The sequence below is a fragment of the Sulfitobacter sp. D7 genome, from assembly GCF_003611275.1.
GTDB classification, from domain to species: Bacteria; Pseudomonadota; Alphaproteobacteria; order Rhodobacterales; family Rhodobacteraceae; genus Sulfitobacter; species Sulfitobacter profundi.
This window is the reverse complement of sequence record NZ_CP020694.1, coordinates 1-20,099: the sequence shown is the minus strand read 5'-3', so window position 1 is coordinate 20,099 and position 20,099 is coordinate 1. Positions and strand designations below refer to the sequence as shown.

The 20,099-nt window shown below is 58.6% G+C and carries 16 protein-coding genes; 8 read left to right on the top strand and 8 right to left on the bottom strand.

Annotation, left to right across the window (positions count from 1 at the left end; all coding sequences use genetic code 11):
* Positions 1 to 121 precede the first annotated feature (121 nt).
* Positions 122 to 799: a TetR/AcrR family transcriptional regulator gene (locus B5M07_RS00080; protein WP_120349736.1), complete on the bottom strand. Its 678-nt coding sequence runs from the start codon at positions 797 to 799 to the stop codon at positions 122 to 124.
* Positions 800 to 892: 93 nt separating this feature from the next.
* Here B5M07_RS00080 and dctP point away from each other — a divergent pair, with 93 nt between their 5' ends.
* Entirely contained in the window at positions 893 to 1,939 is a 1,047-nt protein-coding gene (gene dctP, locus B5M07_RS00075; protein ID WP_205570884.1) for a TRAP transporter substrate-binding protein DctP, read from the top strand.
* A gap of 320 nt (positions 1,940 to 2,259) precedes the next feature.
* On the opposite strand, the gene B5M07_RS00070 is transcribed toward dctP, so the two are convergent.
* Both B5M07_RS00070 and B5M07_RS00065 read right to left on the bottom strand, forming a co-directional pair.
* Positions 2,260 to 2,934: an RES family NAD+ phosphorylase gene (locus B5M07_RS00070; RefSeq protein ID WP_205570883.1), complete on the bottom strand. Its 675-nt coding sequence runs from the start codon at positions 2,932 to 2,934 to the stop codon at positions 2,260 to 2,262.
* Positions 2,931 to 3,446: an MbcA/ParS/Xre antitoxin family protein gene (locus B5M07_RS00065; RefSeq protein WP_162931772.1), complete on the bottom strand. Its 516-nt coding sequence runs from the start codon at positions 3,444 to 3,446 to the stop codon at positions 2,931 to 2,933. The genes B5M07_RS00070 and B5M07_RS00065 overlap by 4 nt, the downstream gene beginning before the upstream one ends.
* A 131-nt stretch (positions 3,447 to 3,577) precedes the next feature.
* On the opposite strand from B5M07_RS00065, the gene B5M07_RS00060 reads away from it, so the two are divergent.
* The 7 genes from B5M07_RS00060 to B5M07_RS00030 all read left to right on the top strand — a co-directional run bounded on the left by B5M07_RS00060 (position 3,578) and on the right by B5M07_RS00030 (position 12,676).
* Positions 3,578 to 3,886 carry a helix-turn-helix domain-containing protein gene (locus tag B5M07_RS00060; protein WP_120349733.1) on the top strand — a complete coding sequence of 103 codons (309 nt, stop codon included), beginning with the start codon at positions 3,578 to 3,580 and terminating at the stop codon, positions 3,884 to 3,886.
* Positions 3,887 to 4,963: 1,077 nt separating this feature from the next.
* A complete protein-coding gene (locus B5M07_RS00055) occupies positions 4,964 to 5,359 on the top strand; it encodes a hypothetical protein (protein ID WP_120349732.1) in 396 nt (131 codons plus the stop codon).
* 13 nt (positions 5,360 to 5,372) lie between these two features.
* Positions 5,373 to 6,635, top strand: coding sequence for a hypothetical protein (locus B5M07_RS00050; protein WP_120349731.1), 1,263 nt, complete (start codon positions 5,373 to 5,375; stop codon positions 6,633 to 6,635).
* Between the two features lie 3 nt (positions 6,636 to 6,638).
* Entirely contained in the window at positions 6,639 to 7,604 is a 966-nt protein-coding gene (locus B5M07_RS00045) for a hypothetical protein (protein ID WP_120349730.1), read from the top strand.
* Positions 7,605 to 8,315: 711 nt separating this feature from the next.
* Positions 8,316 to 9,314: an AAA family ATPase gene (locus B5M07_RS00040; protein ID WP_120349729.1), complete on the top strand. Its 999-nt coding sequence runs from the start codon at positions 8,316 to 8,318 to the stop codon at positions 9,312 to 9,314.
* Positions 9,315 to 9,323: 9 nt separating this feature from the next.
* On the top strand, positions 9,324 to 11,678 hold the full coding sequence (locus B5M07_RS00035) for a S8 family peptidase (RefSeq protein WP_254693942.1): 2,355 nt from the start codon (positions 9,324 to 9,326) through the stop codon (positions 11,676 to 11,678).
* Between the two features lie 308 nt (positions 11,679 to 11,986).
* Positions 11,987 to 12,676, top strand: a complete 690-nt coding sequence (locus tag B5M07_RS00030; RefSeq protein ID WP_120349728.1) for a hypothetical protein — start codon at positions 11,987 to 11,989, stop codon at positions 12,674 to 12,676.
* 411 nt (positions 12,677 to 13,087) lie between these two features.
* On the opposite strand, the gene gyrB is transcribed toward B5M07_RS00030, so the two are convergent.
* From gyrB to dnaA, 5 genes are all read right to left on the bottom strand, one after another.
* On the bottom strand, positions 13,088 to 15,502 hold the full coding sequence (gene gyrB, locus B5M07_RS00025) for a DNA topoisomerase (ATP-hydrolyzing) subunit B (RefSeq protein ID WP_120349727.1): 2,415 nt from the start codon (positions 15,500 to 15,502) through the stop codon (positions 13,088 to 13,090).
* A gap of 79 nt (positions 15,503 to 15,581) precedes the next feature.
* Positions 15,582 to 16,202 carry a LysE family translocator gene (locus B5M07_RS00020; RefSeq protein ID WP_067940379.1) on the bottom strand — a complete coding sequence of 207 codons (621 nt, stop codon included), beginning with the start codon at positions 16,200 to 16,202 and terminating at the stop codon, positions 15,582 to 15,584.
* Positions 16,199 to 17,296, bottom strand: a complete 1,098-nt coding sequence (gene recF, locus B5M07_RS00015; protein ID WP_120349726.1) for a DNA replication/repair protein RecF — start codon at positions 17,294 to 17,296, stop codon at positions 16,199 to 16,201. Before recF ends, B5M07_RS00020 begins: the two co-directional genes overlap by 4 nt.
* A 59-nt stretch (positions 17,297 to 17,355) precedes the next feature.
* Positions 17,356 to 18,474 carry a DNA polymerase III subunit beta gene (dnaN, locus tag B5M07_RS00010; protein WP_120349725.1) on the bottom strand — a complete coding sequence of 373 codons (1,119 nt, stop codon included), beginning with the start codon at positions 18,472 to 18,474 and terminating at the stop codon, positions 17,356 to 17,358.
* A 163-nt stretch (positions 18,475 to 18,637) separates the two neighbouring features.
* Complete coding sequence (gene dnaA / locus B5M07_RS00005) at positions 18,638 to 19,999, bottom strand: chromosomal replication initiator protein DnaA (RefSeq protein ID WP_067622961.1); 1,362 nt, start codon at positions 19,997 to 19,999, stop codon at positions 18,638 to 18,640.
* Positions 20,000 to 20,099: the final 100 nt, after the last annotated feature.

Here is a 20,099-nt window from a genome sequence, read left to right as displayed (position 1 = left end):
ATGCAAGTGCGCCAATGTCCGGTTCGGCGAACTGTTCAACAATCAATCGGTAGTTTGACAGAACATATTCATATGAGAGTGCGAACCAAACCCGTCACTATCATAGCAGGACGAGCGGGCTTCAGTGAGAGACGTTCGAGCGCTGCACTGCCGATATATGAAGGTAACCACGGCATAATGCCAACAATTGGATATGTAACATTTCTACCATCTCGGGCTCGGCACCAAACTCGAAAACCGCTCTTGTGGTTCCGTTCATGGCTGTGAGCAGAGTGAACGCTATCTCCGGCAAGTTCTCAAAGGTGGCATCACGCGCGCTACCGAGCAATGATATGCAGGCTGTCTGAAGGCTCTTGGCGGTTCCAAACCTTAGCTCATCAGTATCCAATTCGTCGGCAATTTTGTACAGCGCTCGTGTCACATCAGGGTGGCGTATCTTGATGTCGAGGAAGGCAGTCACAATGCCCTGTGTGATGTTGTCGATCGGTTCGTTCCAATGCCGGAAACACGCAGCCTCAAATTCGTCGACAAAAATCGTTAGATGCTGATGGACCACCGCATACATCAGCGCCTGCTTGTGAGGGAAATACTGGTACATTGTCCCGACCGAGACTCCAGCCTTCTCAGCCACCCGGGTAGTTGTCAGCCGGTGCCCGCCATCGGTCAGCAAAACCTGAATGGTCGCCTCAAATATTGCATCAACGGTTGCCGCTGATCTGGCTTGCGTCGGTGTTTTTCTTGGCCTGAGCGTCTCAGGATGTGTTGTTTTCATATGCGAATTCCAAAGCTGAATAATCATTCATATACTGCACCAAATAGCTTCACAACGGCCCAAATTCGCGCTGCCAGCTGCGACCGAAAATCACGGCCTATCAAAAGAACGGAGATTCAGATGCGAACGATACACCTGCCCCAAAAAGCCTTGTGGGCGCTATTGGCAACCTCGGTGATGTCCACCGCAGCATCCGCCGAAACCATTCTCAGATACTCCGATCATCAGCCGTTGGATCAGATGCGCACGACGTTTCTTAAGGAGGTGCTTTTCCCGGCGATTGAGCAGGAATCGAATGGACGACTGAAAATTGAGGACCATTGGGATGGCGAGCTTGCTGCTCCCTATGATGCCTTAGGCGCGGTCAGTGAAGGAGCGGTAACCGACATCGCCACCGCGGTCCCAGAATACACCGCCGACTCACTCCCTCTGCATCAAATATTCAAGAGCTTTCCAGTCGGTCCGACCGGCGACGCGCAGGTTTCTTTCTTCCGCGAGGTTTATGCCGAGGTTCTGGAATTCTCCGAAGAGTTAGCGGATAACAACGTTATCCCGATCTTTTTGGGCACAGGGTACCCTGTAGCATTTTTCAGTGCCGAGCCGCTGGCATCACTCGATGAAATCGGTGGAACCACTTGGCGCTCCGCCAGCTTCTGGCATCTCGATTTCCTTCGCAACATTGGCGCAGAGTCGGTGCGAATACCGTGGGGACAGCAAGTTTACGATGCGTTCGCTGCGCGTACCCTCGACGGGCTGATGGTCAACGTTGACAGTGGATACAATCTTAAGGTCTACGAACAGGCACCTCATGTGCTGGTATCCCAGGAACTTTGGCTGGGCCACCTCTATCCTGTGGTGATGAACCTCGACACCTGGAACGGACTGTCACAAGAGGACAAGGCCGCCATTCAGCGGGCTGCGGAAACCGCATATGCGGCCTTAGGTGCTGAGATGGATCGGAGTTACGATGCTCAGTTGAAGGATTTGGAAAAACTTGGCGCCACAGTGCGAAGGCTGGACGAAACGGAGATAGAAGCCTTCTCCACGGCGAGCCGTTATCTTGACGTACAGACGGGCTGGGTCAGTGAACAGGAAAGCAGCGGCGCATCCAACGCAGGCCTTGTAGTGGAAAAGGTCAGCACCATTATGCGGCATGCTATGGACTGAAAGGTGTTCCGTTCACCTTTTTTTGCCTGATCTCCAATAACGTGAACGGCCCGCGGCTGAGCGCTGAGACCTTCGCATGAAGCAGCCATTCGCCGCATCGCGCAAAATGATTTATGTTGGGCGCAGCTCGGACCTTCGCTGCGTTGGCCACGAAAGTCAGCTGCGGGCCGTTCTTGTCGAACCAGTATTTTCTGCAACTGCTAATACCTCCGCCAGTCACTCGGTTACTTTGGCTCTGAACTGCCGATCGCGGCATCGAGAAGGAACCACCAGTTTTGCTTAACGTAGGATTTAGTACTGAGCCGGGGCAGACCCCATGATCAGGAGAGCTGACGCACAACCACCCGACCGGTTCGGGGCACTTCGATCCTGAGGTGCTGCGCCTGCGCCACATTCTGGATAAGGGGCGGGCGAAAGCAGACCCAGTTTTCATGTCCGGGGTGACGCACGCTTTCATAGCGGATACCGGCGCGCGTGCTTTCAGCCCGGACGCGTCCTCCGAAAGCCTGCGCTGCAGGGTAACTCGTATCGTCGGGATTATGATATTTCGGATGCGCTCCGAAAATGTCGACGTAGTCTCCATCAAGGTCCGCCTTATATTGGCGATACGTCTCGGATTTCTGCGTCAACGCGCTTAGCGCGATCTCCTTGCGCAGCCCATTGGCAACCTCCAGAAGCGCGGTGTTGGGATGGGTCGAGCCATACCACGCCCCGAGGCTCGCATCAGAAAACCGCAGACCGCCGGGCGATCCGTGCAGAAACGCCGCCATGACGACGCTGGCATTCGGGACGCCATACACCCATTCCGCGCGGGGCAAACGCGCGAGCCGTGGGCTTACAAGGCGGTCGTTTGTCCAGCCTTCCAGTTCCATGACAGCCTCGAGGTCGTCGGGGGTGGCGACCGCGTCAAAGGTGGGGATCGGCGGAAACCGTGAGGGGATAAGGCGTGTTGTGCCCGCAGGTGCGGAAGATGTCGCGTAGTCTGAAATCTTCATGCAAAGACAAGATCGTCTTCGGTGACCGCCTCAAAGCTGCCCTCCGGTGCCCCAAGCCCCATATTGCCGCCGCGCCAGGCGTCAAGATACCGGCGCACGGTCATGAGACCGTCGTGCCCGCCTTCCAGCATATAGGCCATAGGCGAAGCGCCGGCGAAGAGGGTGCCCTGATGGGGCCCCTTCAGCCAGACCAACGCCTGGTTCTCATCTTCAAAGAGAATGGTCAGCGCCTTGTAGATACCAAGTATAGCCGAAATCCGTAACAGCGTATCAAGAGGCAGGGTCAGCGGCTGCTGTTCACGCGCCTTCTTCATCCATTGATGATAGGTGGAGCGGCCTGGATCACCCAGGATGGCAATACGATCCGCTTCGCTCATTTCGAACCGATCAGCGATTTCCCGGAAGGCGCGCAAGCCCGGCGCGCTTGTCCGCTCGCGATCTCCTCGGGAGATGGTACGAAATTGCACGGCCTCGGGGGAAACCGAAGTGTTCGAAAAACTTGCAATCTGCATATCGAGCCTCTTTTGTCTACTTGCAGACATACAGTCTGCATGTGGACAAATCAATAGCAGGGGAGTTTTGCATCCTTTGTGATGATCGCCTCGACCGCTCGACACGCGATGTGCTGAACCTCGTGCATTAAATGGACGCCATCGGGGCAACATTGCGTATTTTTGAACCGGAAGTCACCACGGCGGGTAATATGACTCGCATGGTTATCACCGTTCTCGGCGTGGTGGCCGATATGGAGCTGAAATTCATCCGCGATCGCCAGCGCGCGGGTAACGAGGCAGTCAAAGTCAAAGGTGTCTACGAGGGGCGGCAGAAGAGGGTAAACGATGCGGAATTTCGCAGACTCGCAGCCAAGGGCGTTGCAAAGGCCCAGATCGCCCGCGATCTCGGCGTGTCCCGCATGACCGTTTACCGAGCGCTGGAGAGCCGAGACACCTAAGCAGACATACAACTCAAATAAGGCCAGCGAACGACATGCGGACACAGCAGGCTTTCGAGTTTCGCCAAGCATAGATTTGCCGGGCCCAGTTCAGCTTCTGTCGCGCTCGGCCCAGACTGCTTCGCTGCAGGAATTTAGGCGTGCGACCTCAAGCACTGGCTTCCGCGGGCCAGAACTGCTGGACCAGAAAGATGGTAGTCGCAAGAATCACCGCTGCGTCCAGTCCATTGCCGCGCCAAAAAAAGACCAGATCAAGCTGGCCGCAATCAGGCCAAGAAGAAAAAGTGAGCCTTGTCGAAGCTTTTGATTTCCTAATCAACCACGCGCAAACAAATTGCTCGGTGACAACGCAAAGTAGAGCCACCCGACCCCAAGCATCATGGCAAAGCAGGCTGCCTCCTCAGACTGCGCTGAGATGGACAACGCTTGCGACTCCGGAGGCAAGCGCGATGGCTTCAAAGCAAAGCGACAGATTAGCGGCGACGATAAGGGGATCGAACGAGCGTCGACAATTTCCCAAGAACGCCATCGCAAGTGCTGCGAACCCGGCGCCAAGATAAAACCGATGTGCGATGTCGAGCCCAAACCCGGCCTGAGTATGAAAAGACGATAAGAGGGGCGAACTCCGCCAAGAGCAGGGGCCAGTCAATAGATTTTGAACGGTCTACTATCATTTCGGTAGTAGACTACGGATCTCGCCGCAGGCAAAGACATTGCGATATGTCTGGTTTGGGCTCGAAACCTCTGATGGTGGCAACAAGTACTGAGATCTGATGAGCGGACAGAACTGACGTTCGCTGCAGGCGCCCAATTTCTCCTGGGTTTGCCAATACCTCCGGGATGAGGGGCGGGAAGAAGACATTCGCCGCAGCTGCAAGGGGCCAGCTGGATGCTCTGAGAAGCGGACTTTCGCAAAAGCACAACATGTGTACGGCTACGAACCAATATCAAAGCTTGCCCCGCGAACGAAATTCGCTTTTGCGATAACGTCTCGAAATACCTATGTTGTGGGTTCTGCATCTAAAGAAATAATCGGAATTAGCCGACGGTTTCGTCGTGGGTCATGCGAGGGGCGCTATGGAGCATTTATACATTGCCGACACTAACCTATTTTTTGAGGCCAAGCGCTTGGAGGATTTGCCATGTGCAGAACTCAGAAATGATCCTATCGTTATCGGCCTGACTAAACCGGTTCAGGCGGAGATTGATCGCCATAAGAAGGGCACGGGAAGAACCCGGAAACGGGCTTTGGAAACGTTTGGTCGGGTCCGCGCGATGCTGCAACATCGCCAAACCGAAATCGTAATCCAAGAGGCCGCTCCGCGCGTCGTCTTGCGCCTAATGACAAACGCACGCCCCGATCCCGAACACGCGGACACTTTGGACTATGAAGCTGTGGATGACCGGATTGTGGGTATCGTCTCGGAACTGTCCAAGGACCAAAGTTTTGCGTCGGTCAAAGTGATGAGATGACGGCGGGGTGGCAATGACGGCCTCTGCATTGGGTGTAGAGTTCCACCTTCTGGAGGACAGTTGGAAGCGTGAACCAGCTATGTCGGACAAGGATCGCCAGATTGCCGACCTTGAAAAGGACATTGCGGCCTATCGGTCACAGGAACCGGTCATCCAGATTGAGGATGCGACAGACGCAGAGATTTCGGCCCATGTCGTGCGGAAAGTTCCTGACGCACTTTTTCCTGACCAAGTGGATGAGTTAGTAAAGCGGCTTGAAGCAGCCCACCCTAAGGTGACTGATTTTTCAGTTTCGGAAACCCGCGTCGAAAGCGATGGGGCAGAGATATCTTACATCGCACCCAGCGACGAAGATGTGTCAGAATACAAGACCACCGAATATCCGAAATGGCTGTCACAATGCCGATCCGACCTCGAGCGATTACATGAGGGCCGCGAGGAACGAGAACCATCAGTGACGGTTCGCGTTGCACTTCGTAATGTCGGGGCACGCCCCGCATCCAAACTGCGCATTCCATTCGAGGCGCAGGGCCAATTGTTCATAATCCGGCGATCACGCGAGATTGATGTAGAACACGATCAGCCGACGAACAATCCGGCTGTGACGCGGCTTTCGATACCCCCTGTTGCCCCAAAGGCCGAAAGGGTGGTGAAGCGCCCGCCGAAGCCACAATCTGCGCGGTTCACCGATATTGCCGAGTTGTCGCGTTCAATGGGCGGCAGTGTTGATCTGGCCAACCTTGGGTTTGCAAGACCCGGATCGGTGCTGGACGCTGCTGCGCGCGCTGGATCAGTCTTTGACAATTTACACCAAAGCGGCGTTTTTGATGATCTGACCCGCGGGAGTTCCGCGATCCAGCAGGCACTTGGCCTGCAAGCGGAACACCAAAGATTGCAGGACCTTATTAGTCCTTCGCATCTGAATACGTTGACGGGGCCGGACCAGCGGGTCTTCATGGACCCAATCGTTCCGCGACACCCGATAATACCCACACACGATCCTGAGGGCTATTACTATGATGATTGGCCTGAGGGGCACCCTGTTAGGACTGGGGCGCTGACATGCGATTTATTCCGTCACCAAGGCGAGGCCGAGTTCTTCGACGTGGAAATATCTTTCCCTGAAGAGGGCGATATTACTGGAGCAGTTTTATGCCGAGTGGAGGCTGAGAATTTGACCAAGCCAGTTGAAACACTGATACGAGTGGGCCGGACCGTGGAGCATTTCGCCGTACTGAATGTGGCCCAAGATCTAATTGAAGCAGTGGGGAACTGACCCATGTCCGCACTATTCCAGAACGCCGTTACGTCGCTTCGCATGGGAATCGAAGATTTCCAGACCGGCGAGGACGACCGGATGATTTCATCCGCCCGGAACTATTATGCCGGCCTTCTGCTGCTGGCTAAAGAATGTCTTGTCAGGGCGGCGCCGAACGCTGACCCCATGCAGGTGATCGGCGCAAAGGTGAAACCGATTTCGGATGGTGCGGGTGGCGTTGCGGCTGCGCCGGACGGCCCCACCACCATCGGCTTTCACGACCTTAAGAAACGATTTTCCGACTTCGGTTTGCCGTGGCCGGATGGCGATCTTCAAAAGCTGGTGGGTATGCGGAACCAGCTTGAGCACCATCACCTGAAAGAGCCGGTGGCGGCGCTTTCTGAGGCGATTGCCTCTTCATTTCCCATGGTCGTCGATTTCTTCGCGATCCTGGGGGAAGACCCGAAAGCTGAACTCGGAGACACTTGGGACGTGATATTGGGACGGCACGATGCGTTCAAGAAGGTGCAGGCCGTTTGTCTGGCCGAACTCGAGCCGATTGATTGGTACATTGACCCTGGCAGCCTTGATCGGATGTCCTGCCCGAATTGTGGATCATCACTGATTGGGCAGGAAGATTCGGGTAACACTGATGTTGAACGCTTTCATGCGAAGTGCGCTCAATGCGGTGATTTATTCGACACTGAAGACTCGATTCGAATGGTCGTGGATGCCGCCTTTGGAGCCGACAACTACATCGCCGCGACAGAAGGAGGCGAGCCGGTCATTAACGATTGTCCAAATTGCGCCATACCGGTTGCCTACGTGCAAAATGGCGACGCGAACGGATGCATCGCATGCGGCTTCGTGCTTGACGAAAGTTGTATCCGGTGCGGGGCGGGCATTACGCTGGACGAATATACGATGTTGGGTAGTGGGCTATGTGGCTACTGCAATCACATGTCTGAAAAGGTCATGCGTGAGTAACTATTCTGAATGGCCAATAGAACTTCCCATAAGTCATAGGAAAGACCAGTTTGCATCTGGGTGTTAATTACTCTGGCTTTACACTGTCCAGCTTCCTCGCCTTTTGAGATCTACGGCAAACAGAAAAACTGAAAGTCGAGATATGGCTGCTTTCGGTAAGCTGCACTCCAGCAGCGGCTCAGTCGCTCAAAGTCCGGTTCGGACCGTTCATAACTTTGAGAACAGAGGGCAGATTGCTGACATTCGCTGCGCGTGTGAGCCAGTCTTGCCGCGAAGTAGGGAGCCGACATTCAGAGTGGACCGCGAACGAGGTGGTTCTGTAGCGCCACTTGACGGCGCCGAGCGCATTCTGCAAATGCGGCAAGGTGCGCGACTGGCGGCTTCGACCTCATGGCTGCGGGTGCAAGCAGGAGGTTCTATTTGAGTCGACACGCTCGTCGCCGCAGCGCTCGGAAATCTGGAACCGATGCTGTTGCAGCGATCAATCCTTTCGCCCAGACGCGCCCGGGTACGCGTACTTGACGAAAGCGACCCCTTTTTGCAGGGCCATTTCGGCCTGCGCCTATTTACGCAAATTGACTGGGTTGGCCTCAAGTACCGCGTCTGCATGCATTTCCATCACTCAGTCTTGCTATGAAGCCTCCAAGGCTTCAATAATAGTTGTCAAGGCCCGTCCCGAGCAGGTAGGGAGGGGAAGACGAGGGAGATGAAATGGCACGCGGCGAACTGATGAAAAAGCTCCTAACGAGCTACGGTCGGGATGACAAATTCCGCACCGTAGTTGAGCAGATCATCGGGGAGGAGGAGCGCAAGGGCAATCGAGTGCTCGCGAGCTCCTTGCGCAAGTCACTTGATCGCCTCGGTGAAGGTGCGGCCCAAACGGCTCCTACAAGTAAACTCCTGCCCTTCCCGGACGAAGCCCGCGAGTTCATCCAGCGGGTGGAGCCACAGCGCACACCCGCAGAGCTGCACCTGTCGCAGGAGAATACGGAACTTTTCGCCGGCATAATCCGCGAGTTCCGGCAGGCGGATCGCCTACGCCGCCATGGTCTTGATGTACGATCTAAGCTTCTCTTCTGCGGCCCGCCTGGCACAGGCAAGACCATGTGCGCGGAGGTGTTCGCCGGTGAACTGGGACTACCTTTTTTCCACGTACGCCTCGACAGCCTCGTGTCGTCATATCTCGGTGAGACGGCCACCAACATCCGCAAGACCTTCGAGTTCGCACGGCGTCAGCCTTGCGTCCTCTTTTTCGACGAGTTCGACGCGCTTGCGCGCTCGCGAGAGGAGGCGACCGAGACCGGTGAGTTGCGCCGTGTGGTCAACAGTCTTTTGATGTTCATTGAGCAGATCGAGCCCGGCGGGTTTCTGATCGCCGCGACGAACCTCGCGGGCCAGCTCGATCAAGCAATTTGGCGGAGATTCGACGAGGTGGTCTGGTTCGATCTACCCGACGCGCAGATGATCGAAGCCTATCTGCGCCACGCCTTCCGCAACGTTTCGACGTCCATTGATCCGGCTACCTATGTTGATCGCCTAACGGGTAGTTCCTATGCAGAACTGGCTCGGATTACCCTACAAGCGATCAAGCTGTCGATATTGGATGGCAACACGGGTGTAACGGACGGCCATCTACGTTCAGCCCTGCGCAATTCCGAACGCCGGCGAGCGAGGGTTTGTGAAGGTGGCGCTGGTGCCACTTCCGTATAGGAAAGCGGGATGGCCCAGCTCGACCACCTGCAACTGATCCGTGCCCGCGTGCCGATCGCACGCCGCAAGACCGGCGGCGGCGGTGCCCCACCCGGACGAGGCGGCGGTCATGGCGGTGCCCTCCGGGCGGAGACCCAAGCTGCGGTGGCGAAGCAGCAAGACGCAAAGCCAGCTGCCTTCGTCGATCCTTCTCTACTCCTTCGCGTCCAAGTGGATGGGCATATCGCAGAGAGCGATTGGGAGAGGCTTGGCCTCTCGGTTGTCTCCACCGATGCGGATCGCACTGTCCTGCTCTTCTCTTCGACGGGCGACTTGACTGAGTTCATGGACCGCCTCAGCAAGTTCGACGCACCGCCTGCCAACCCGGATCAGAAGAATCCTAACTACGCCGGCCTCGTAGGACGAATTGATGGGATAGGTGGGCTCGCCCCGCGGGATCGACTTGGACCGAAGATCAAGGCGGAGGGTTTCACCGAAGTTGAGGACCTTCAGGACGATGTTCGGTACGTCCTCGACATTGAACTTTGGGAGTTCGGCACGCGGCCCCAGCGCGAAGCCAAGGTGGCGGAGATCGAACATTTCCTTATCGCCCAAGGCGGGGCCGTATATGATACCTATATCGGCCCCTCCATCACCGTAATGCGCGCGGAAGCGACGGGTCGCGGCCTCCGACCTCTCCTCGGCGTGCCCGAGATCGCGATCATCGACCTACCCCCGAAGCCGGATCTCGAAGCCCAGCCAATGGTGGCTTTGGACGTGGGCGGGGTACCACCTGTCCCTGAGCCCGCAGACGGTGCGCCGGTTATTGGCGTCCTCGACAGCGGTGTGAATGCTCATCCCCTACTGAACGGGCTCGTTGTTGGTCGTCACCTCGGCGAGGGCATTGTGGGCGCGGCCGATGTTTGGGGACACGGCACATCTGTCGCAGGAGCGGCACTTTTCGGTGATTTACGCGACGCGATTCCGAGGGGGGGCCTGGAGCCGGTCGGACGGCTGGCCGTGGCCAAGGTCGTGGGCGACAATGGCCGGTTCCCGGAACGACGCACTGTGCCCCGCGTAATGGATACGGCAATTCGCACGCTACACGCGGACCATGGCTGTAGGCTGTTCGTACTGTCTCTTGGCGATACGAACGCGAACCTTGCCCAGGGTCGCGTCGGACCCTGGGCCGCAACCCTTGACGCGCTCGCTCGCGAGCTCGACGTACTAATTGTCGTCTCCGTCGGCAATCGTGGACGGCCGAGACCCTTCATGGCAGCTACGTCCGAGGAGTTGGTAACCGTATACCCGACCTACTTGCTTGAGCCTGAAAATCGGTTGGCCGAGCCCGCGGGCGCCGCGAACGTCATTACGGTCGGTTCGGTGGCGGGAGGGACCGGCCTCGACGCCCGGCATGCGCATGATGCAAATGTTCGACCGATTACGCACGAATGGGGCGAGCCCTCGCCTTTCACAAGGGTCGGACCTGGGGCAGGCGGTGTGCGAAAGCCCGATGTCGTCGATCTCGGCGGCACAGCCGTCTTCGACGTGCCTTCGGTCAGCTTGGCCGGCGCGCCGCGTCTGCCCGCAGCGGGAGTGATCACGTTAAATCATCGCTACACCGAGCAGTTCCTAACTGCCGCCGCGGGCACATCCTTCGCCGCGCCGCTGTTGATCCACAAGGCCGCGCGCCTGCTACGTCGCATGCCCGATGCGTCTGCCAACCTCTTACGAGCGCTCCTCGTGGGCGCGGCGCGCTCGCCTGATGCCTTTGACCGACGGTTGACGGCGATGACCGCCGCCGAGCGCGTCAGGATCGGAGGCAACGGGGTCGTTGACCCCAGCCGCGCCGCGTACTCGGATGATCATCGTGTCGTTCTCTACGCCGAGGACGCCTTGGAGATGGATCAATTCGCGGTGTATCGCTTACCCATCCCACCTGAGTTCAGAACGGGCGGGGACCGTACGATCCGGGTCTCCCTCGCCTACGACCCACCCGTCCGCCGCACCCGTAATGACTATCTCGGCACCAAGATGGATTTCCGCCTCCTGCGCGGCATCGACGAGGCAGAGCTCTTTGAGCACTTCCGCGATAGAGACAAGGCTTTGGAGGGGGCTGCGCCAGCCGTGCCAGGGAGGTTTAAGTGCAAGCTCCAGCCCGGGGCGGACGAACGCGCGAGTAACACGCTTCAGACGGCCTCCGTCACTTTTAAGCGTGATACGGAGGAGTATGGCGAGGTTTACTATCTCATCGTGCGGTGCCTGTCCCATTGGGCGGTGGACCAAGTTTTTGATCAGCGGTTCGCCGTCGTCGTGGAACTTGAGCATCAACCGGAGATCAGAATTTACAACCGCGTTCGTGAGCGCGTGCAGGTACGAGGCTGAATTTGGGCACCACTGCTATCGGAAGGCGGGACGGTTTCTCCACTCTTGTTTGAGGCAACCGAACCTTCCTCCATAGCGCAGCCAAAGCCCGTCTCCTCATCCTTGCCGACCTTGGCCTGCCAGACGACGTTGCACGCCGCTATGGGTGACCGGTTCGGGGAAGCTGCACCGCAGCGATACCCAACCTTGCGAAGGTCCGTTGAGGGCCGGTCAAAAAGAACCTGAATAGAGAAGGATGCTGTTTGCCCTGCCTAAATTGCGGAAAACCCAAGACCATAGAGGCACATCTGATCCCCAAAGCATTCGTGATGGAGGTGAAAGTTGATCGCGGTGAGCAACACTTGATTGTTCACAAGGGAAGCCCTCATCCAAAGATGAGCCATACTGGCATCTACGACAAAGATATTCTTTGCGGGGATTGTGACAATATACTTGGGCGCTATGAATCCTACGCATTAGACTTATTTCGAAAAGTCCGGACGCTATCTCTCAGCGCAGGGAAGATCGTAAGCATGGGCGGCGTGGACGGTGACATGCTGGTACGTTTTGCCTCAGGTATTGCTTGGAAATATGCTGTCACAATGCCTGACAAGGGACGTATCGACATCGGTCCTTACAAGGATACCCTTAGGATGGTCGCGCTCAGTGGCGGACAAATTCCCAATTCTATTGATGTCACGATTGCGCGCATTATCGAACTTGATGGCGACGTCTATTACTATCGCACCCCTATGCCAGATAGGAAGGAAGGAGTGAACGTCGTAAGGTTCTGCCTTGGCGGATTTCTCATCTTACTCAAAATCGACAAACGGCCACCGGGTAATTGGCTGCCGGAGGAATGTTGGTTGCGAGGGCGCGAAAAAGGAGCCTTTGTAACTCTCCCAGCCGAACATGTCGAAGAGGCAACGCTGCACGCAGAGCTCGCGAACCGTACACCTGTGCGTCGGTTTTTCGGAAAGATACGAGAGCGCTCAGCCCGGAATTCAAAGCAAGGTTAATGTGGTTTGAATTCCACCGTTTTTTTGGATGTTGCGTGCCAGCTCGAATGGCCGCAATGCGGACTGCGACCGCAGCATTTTGATTGTCTGGCGAAAGGCAGCAATGGGCCGTAATCGCCGCCTGCCCTAAACGAATGTAATTGTAAACATAAAACGAGGAGCCGATTGGGGCGGTGCGAAAGGGTCCGGTTCAATGTCATGGGCAATGGGCATGGAGTGTTTGAAGGCTAATTGGAATATTCACTCGGATTTGAAGGGGGAGGTGGCAAGCCTGGCGCGATCCTATAAGCCATCCATATTTGAGTGAATCAAATAAGTTATTGAATTAACAGGATTTCCGAATATTTGGCTGCATCTGCGACGCGCAAACTTATGCGCGCCACGCAATTTTATATGCTTCCCTACACCCCTTTAAAAATCCAGGTTCTCCACGCTCAGCGCGTTCTGCTGAATGAACTCGCGCCGTGGCTCGACCACATCCCCCATCAGCTTGGTAAAGAGATCATCCGCCTCGGCCATGTCCTCTACGCGGACCTGCAGCAGCGTGCGTGCATCGGGGTCTAGGGTGGTTTCCCACAGCTGATCCGGGTTCATCTCGCCCAGACCCTTGTAGCGCTGCAACGACAGGCCCTTTTCGCCTTCGGCGAGGATCGCTCCGAGCAGGTCCATGGGGCCATAGATCATCTGGCTGCGGTCCTTGCGGATCAGCTTGGCGGGCTGGTCATAGACATCTTGCAGGTGCTGGGTGAAGCTGCCGGATTTCTTCGCCTCGCCCGACCGCATCATGCGGCCATCAAGCGTGCGCACCTCCTCTACGCCGCGCAGGATGCGGGCGAGGCGGATGCCGTGATCTTGGGTGATGCGGCCCTGCCAGCCACGCTCGTATTCCAGCGCGATCAGGTTCAGACGGTCGGCGACCTTGTCGGCCACGCCTTGCAGGTCGCTGTCCACCGCGCCATCGACAAAGGCCCCGGCGATGGCGGCCTGTTCAAGGATATGGCGCGGGTAATGGGTTGGGAAGGCTTCCAGCACGCGCTTGAGTTGGCGCGCCATGTCGACCACGCGGGTGAGGTCTTGGCCGGTGATCTCTTCGCCGTTGCCTTGGCGCAGCATGGCACCGTCGACGCCCTGCTGGATCAGATATTCCTCCATTGCGGCCTCATCCTTGAGATAGACCTCGGACTTGCCGCGCGACACTTTGTAGAGCGGCGGCTGCGCGATGTAGAGGTGTCCGTTCTCAATGAGTTCGGGCATCTGGCGGTAGAAGAAGGTCAGCAGGAGCGTGCGAATATGCGCGCCGTCGACGTCGGCGTCGGTCATGATGACGATCTTGTGGTAGCGCAGTTTGGAGAGGTTGAACTCATCCCGCCCAATGCCAGTGCCGAGCGCCATGACAAGGTTGCCGATCTCTTGGCTGCCCAGCATCCGGTCAAACCGGGCGCGTTCAACGTTGAGGATTTTACCTTTGAGCGGCAGGATCGCTTGAGTCTGACGGTCGCGTCCGGTCTGGGCAGAGCCGCCGGCGCTGTCCCCCTCGACGAGGAAAACTTCGGTCTTGGAGGGGTCTTTCTCCGAGCAGTCCTTGAGCTTGCCCGCGAGGAAGTTTACATCCATCGCCGTCTTGCGACGTGTCAACTCGCGCGCCTTGCGGGCGGCTTCACGGGCCTGCGCGGCCTCGACGATCTTGCCGACGATCTGCTTTGCCTCGTTGGGGTTTTCCTCGAACCACTCGGCGAGCTTTTCGTTCATCAGCCCTTCGACCGCGGGGCGCACTTCGGACGACACCAGCTTGTCTTTGGTCTGGGAGGAGAACTTCGGATCCGGCACTTTGACCGAGAGCACGCAGGTCAGACCCTCACGCGCGTCGTCGCCGGTGAAGTTGATCTTTTCCTTTTTGGCGATGCCGCTGGTTTGAGCGTAGCCGTTGATCGTGCGTGTCAGCGCGCCGCGAAAGCCCGCCATATGGGTGCCGCCATCGCGCTGCGGGATGTTGTTGGTAAAGGGCAGCACATTCTCGTGGTAGCTGTCGTTCCACCACATCGCCACTTCGATGCCGATGTCGTCCCGCTCCCCGGTGATGAAGATCGGCTCGGGCATGACGGAGGTCTTGTGCCGGTCAAGGTATTTGACGAATTCCTTCACGCCGCCTTCGTAGAACAGTTCTGTGCGCAGCGGCTCGACGGGGCGTTCGTCGTTCAGGATGATCCGCACGCCGGAGTTCAGGAAGGCCAGTTCGCGCAGGCGTTTTTCCAGCGTTTCGAAGCTGTATTCGAGGTTCGAGAAAGTCTCGGTCGAGGCCATGAAGCGGACCTCGGTGCCGGTGCGGTCCGTCTCGCCCACGACTTCGAGGTGCTTGGTGGTGAAACCACCCTCAAACCGTGCGACATGTTCCTTGCCCTCGCGCCAAATGCGCAGTTCCAGCCAGTCCGACAGGGCGTTCACAACCGAAACGCCAACCCCGTGCAGACCGCCCGAAACCTTGTAGGAGTTGCTGTCGAATTTACCGCCCGCGTGCAGCTGGGTCATGATGACCTCGGCGGCGGAAACGCCTTCTTCTTCGTGGATGCCCACCGGAATCCCGCGCCCGTTGTCGCTGACCGAGACGCTGGAATCCTCGTGGATTGTGACTGTTACCGCGTCGGCATGACCGGCCAGCGCCTCATCGATGCCGTTGTCCACGACCTCATAGACCATGTGGTGCAGGCCCGAGCCGTCATCGGTGTCCCCGATATACATGCCGGGGCGTTTGCGAACAGCCTCCAACCCTTTGAGAACCTTAATGGAATCGGCGCCGTATTCCTGTGGTGTCTGCGCGGTATCGGACATGCGGAAATAACCCTTCTCGTTTGCCCGATTTATAGTGTTTTCGCCCGGCATTGTCACGCGAATGACACAAGATTTTGTGTCAGGTGAAGGGGATGATCAGCCCCACGAAAATGAGCATCCCGCCCGAGATCAGATTGATCCGCCGCAGGGTGCGCGGGGCGGTCAGAAAACCGCGCAGGCGGCCCACCAGCAGCGCGATCACAAGGTTGCCGATAAGCGGCACGATGACCGAGGCGGCGAGGATTAGCCCGATGTCGGGCCCGGTGACTTGGCGCAGATCAAAGAAGCCGGGCAGCACGCCCATGTAGAACAGGACCGCCTTGGGATTGCCGAGGATCGCCACCAGCCCCGCAACGAAACCCGACCACATCCCGGGGCGGGTGAGGCGGCTGTCGGTACTGATCTGCGTACCCGCCTGACGGATCAGGCCAATCCCCATGGCGATGAACACCAGCGCCGCAGTCCAGCGCAGCACCTCCATCACCGTGTCAAAGGCCGAGACGATCCATGTGATCCCCAGCACCGCCACCAGCGGCCAAAGCATGTCACCAATCGCCACGCCGAGCGCCAGCGGCCATGCCGCCTGAAACCCGCCCGAAAGGGCACGGGCCATCATTGCCAGCCAAACCGGGCCGGGGGTGAGGAACAGGATCAAGAGCGCGCCGCAGTAAAGCAGCAGATCGGCGGGGGTAAGGGTCACGGTCGCCGCTCCACCTGCGAAAGGCCGTCCTCTTCGGTGACCTCAACATATTGCGCCCGCGCGCCAAGGCTTTCGAACAGTTCAGGCCCGGTGCCGGTCATCCAAGCCTGCGCGCCAAGCGCGGTGATCTCGTCGTAAAGCGCCGCGCGGCGGCTCGCGTCGAGATGGGCGGCGACCTCGTCCAGCAGCAGCAGCGGCGGCGCGCCGAAGTCGGCGGCGATGGCGCGGGCATTGGCAAGGATGAGCGAGACCAGCAGCGCCTTCTGCTCTCCGGTGGAGCAGTCCCGCGCGGCGATGCCCTTGGCGGCATAGGTGCCCTCCAGATCGGCGCGGTGCGGGCCGATGAGCGTGCGCCCGGCGGCAAGGTCGCGCATGCGGTTGTCCGAGAGCGCAGCGCGCAGGGCATCGGCGCTCTCGGGCATGTCGTTCAGCAGCGACAGCGTCGCGATGGGGAAAGCAGTCTGGGCCTCTGCCTGCGCCGCCTCAAGGGCTGCCAGCGCCTGTAGGCGGTTGGCGTGAATCTGCGCCCCGGTTTCAGCCATGCGGGTCTCAAGCGCTGTGTACCACGCAGGCTCGCGCACCATGTCCTTGAGCAGCCGGTTGCGCTCGCGCATGGCTTTCTCGTAGCTCAGTGACAGGTCCGCATGATCGGGCAGCATCGAAAGCGTCACCCGGTCTAGAAAGCGCCGCCGCCCCTCGGCGCCTTCGATCCAAAGCCGGTCCATGGCGGGGATCAGCCAGAGCAAGCGGGCAATGCGACCAAGCGCCGTTTGTGCGGACGCCTTGCCGTCGATCTTGGTCTGCCGTGCCGCGCCCGCTTCGGACCAGATGTCGACCTCATGCAGCACCGTGGGGCCGTGCAGCAGCCCGGTCACCTTCCAGCCCAAAGCCTCGGGCCGCCGTGCCATGTCTTGCGCGCTGGTGCGGCGCAGCCCGCGACCCGGCGACAGCAGCGAGATCGCTTCGATGACATTGGTCTTGCCCGCGCCATTGGGGCCATAGAGCGCGACGGGGCGCGCATCCACGTCGATCACCGCCCGGCGGTGCGAGCGGAAATGCGAGAGGCCGAGGTTGGAAAGATACAGTTGCGCCATTCAGACCCCGTTTTCTTTGAAAGAAAACGGCGCGGGAATTTCAAAAATTCCCGCCCAACTCACACGCGCATCGGCATGACGACGTAAACCGCCGAAGTGTCATTGCCTTCGCGCATCAGGGTCGGGTCGCCAGAGGAGTTGAACAGGAAGACGGCGTTCTCGCGGTCCACTTGGCTTGCGATCTCAAGCAGGTATTTGGCGTTGAAACCAATCTCCAGCCGCTCGTCGGCATAGGCCACGGCCAGCTCTTCTTCGGCGGCGCCGCTGTCAGGCGCGTTGACGGACAGCACCAGACGGTCTTCGTCCAGTTGCAGTTTTACGGCGCGCGAACGCTCGGAACTCACGGTCGCCACACGGTCCACCGCACGGGCGAAATCCGCGGCGTCGACTTCCATCTTGCGGGTGTTTCCCTGTGGGATCACGCGGGTGTAATCGGGGAAGGTGCCGTCGATGACCTTGGAGGTCAGGGTGATGGCGGGGGTGGCGAAACGGATCTTGGTCTCCGACACGGACACCGCGATTTCCATCTCGTCATCATCCAGCAGCTTGCGCAATTCGCCCACGGTTTTGCGCGGCACGATGACGCCGGGCATTTCAGCCGCACCCTCGGGCATCTCGGCGTCGATCCGGGCGAGGCGGTGACCATCGGTCGCCACGCAGCGCAGCGCCTTGCCGCCTTCGGCATCCGCGATATGCAGGTAGACACCGTTCAGGTAATAGCGCGTCTCTTCGGTGGAGATGGCAAATTTCGACTTGTCGAACAGGCGGCGCAGCACCGGGGCAGGGGCCGCGAAGTTCGAGGCATATTCCGAGGACGCCATCACGGGGAAGTCCTCACGCGGCAGGGTCGCCAGCGAGAAGTTCGAGCGGCCCGCTTCGACAGTCAGGCGGCCAGCGGCGGTATCGGCGGTCAGGCTGATCAACGCGCCATCGGGCAGTTTGCGCACGATTTCATGCAGCAGCGTGGCCGAAACGGTGGTGGCGCCAGCGCGCTCAACCTGCGCGGAGACCTTGTCGACCACTTCGATATCCAGATCGGTGGCGCGGAAGGAAACATCGCTGCCCTCGGCCTCGATCAGCACGTTGGCGAGGATCGGAATGGTGTTGCGGCGCTCGACCACGGATTGGGCTTGCGAAACGGCCTTGAGCAGTGCCGCGCGTTCGATGCTGAATTTCATATGCCTTCTCCCATACCGATTGCCGGGAGAGGCAAACTACCCGGTTCCCACGCTTACACAAGAACTTTTGTGGCTTTGTTTAAGTGAATGCAAGAGGGGCGCAAGCTGCGCCCCCGATCGCTGTTTAACCGTGTCCTGAGGACAACCCCTCAGGCCGCTCAGCTTAGGATTCGAGCGCCCGGCGCAGCAGTTCCAGATCCTCGGCGATCTGCCCGTCCGAGACCTTGAGCTCTTCGATGCGGCGCACCCCGTGCATGACGGTGGTGTGGTCGCGCCCGCCAAAGCGGCGGCCGATTTCGGGCAGGGAGCGGCTGGTCATCTGCTTGCACAGATACATCGCCACCTGACGCGGGCGGGCATAGCTGCGCAGACGCTTGGGGCCGATCATGTCGCTCAGGCGGATGTTGTAGTGATCCGAGACCTTGCGCTGGATTTCCTCGACCGAGATCTTGCGCTCGGAGGCGCGCAGCACATCGGCCAGACAGTCCTGCGTCAGACCCATGTCGATCTCACGGCCCACGAGCGAGGCGAAGGCAAAGAGCCGGGTCAGCGCGCCTTCGAGAACACGCACGTTCGAGGTGATGCGATGCGCGAGGAATTCCAGTACACCATCGGCCACTTCGAGGTCCGGATAGGTCTTGCGCTGCACTTCGACCTTGCTTTGCAGGATGCCGAGGCGGAGTTCATAGTCCGTCGGGTGCAGGTCAACGATCAGGCCGCATTGCAGGCGTGACTTCACCCGGTCTTCGAGGTCTTTGATCTCCCCCGGTGCGCGGTCGGCAGAGATGATGATCTGTTTGTGCTGGTCCACAAGCGCGTTGAACGTGTGAAAGAACTCTTCTTGGGTGGAATCTTTGCCCGCGATGAACTGCACGTCATCGACCATCAGCACGTCGACCGAACGGAAGATCTCTTTGAAGTCCATCATCTTGCGGTCGCGCAGCGCCTGAACGAAACGGTACATGAACTGCTCAGCCGAGAGGTAGAGTACATTCATCTCAGGCTTACGCGCGTGCAATTCGCGCGCGATGGCGTGCATAAGGTGCGTTTTACCCAAACCAACGCCGCCATAAAGGAACAGCGGATTGAAGGTGACTGGGCCGCCTTCGGCGACGCGGCGGGCGGCGGCGTGGGCCAGTTCGTTGGGCTTGCCGACGACGAAATTGTCAAAGCTGAAGCGCGGGTCAAGCGGGGCGGTGCTCAGCTGGGTGTTGGCGGCGGGTTTCACGGCAGCCGTGGTCTGACGCGCAGCCGGGGCAGGCTTTTCGGCGGCAGGGCTGGGTTGCTGATTCAAGGCAAAGTTCAAACGGGTGGCATCAGTGCCCGCCGTGTTGATCTCATGCAGGATCAGATCCGAGAAGTTCTGGCTGACGTAGTTCCCAAAGAAATTTGTCGGCACTTTGAGTGTCACGATTCCGTCTTCAACAGCGCCGGGCACAAGCGGTTCAATCCAGGTGGTGTAGTTGTTCTGCCCCACCGTCTTTAGAAGCCGCTCTTTGATCTCGCCCCAGTGATCTAATGTCATCGTGCCTTACGTCCCGCTTTGCTTTTCGCACAGAGGCCGAGTGGATCCCGGCCCTCAATATTGTTTCACCCGGCAACAGGTCATCCACCCGGTCCCACGC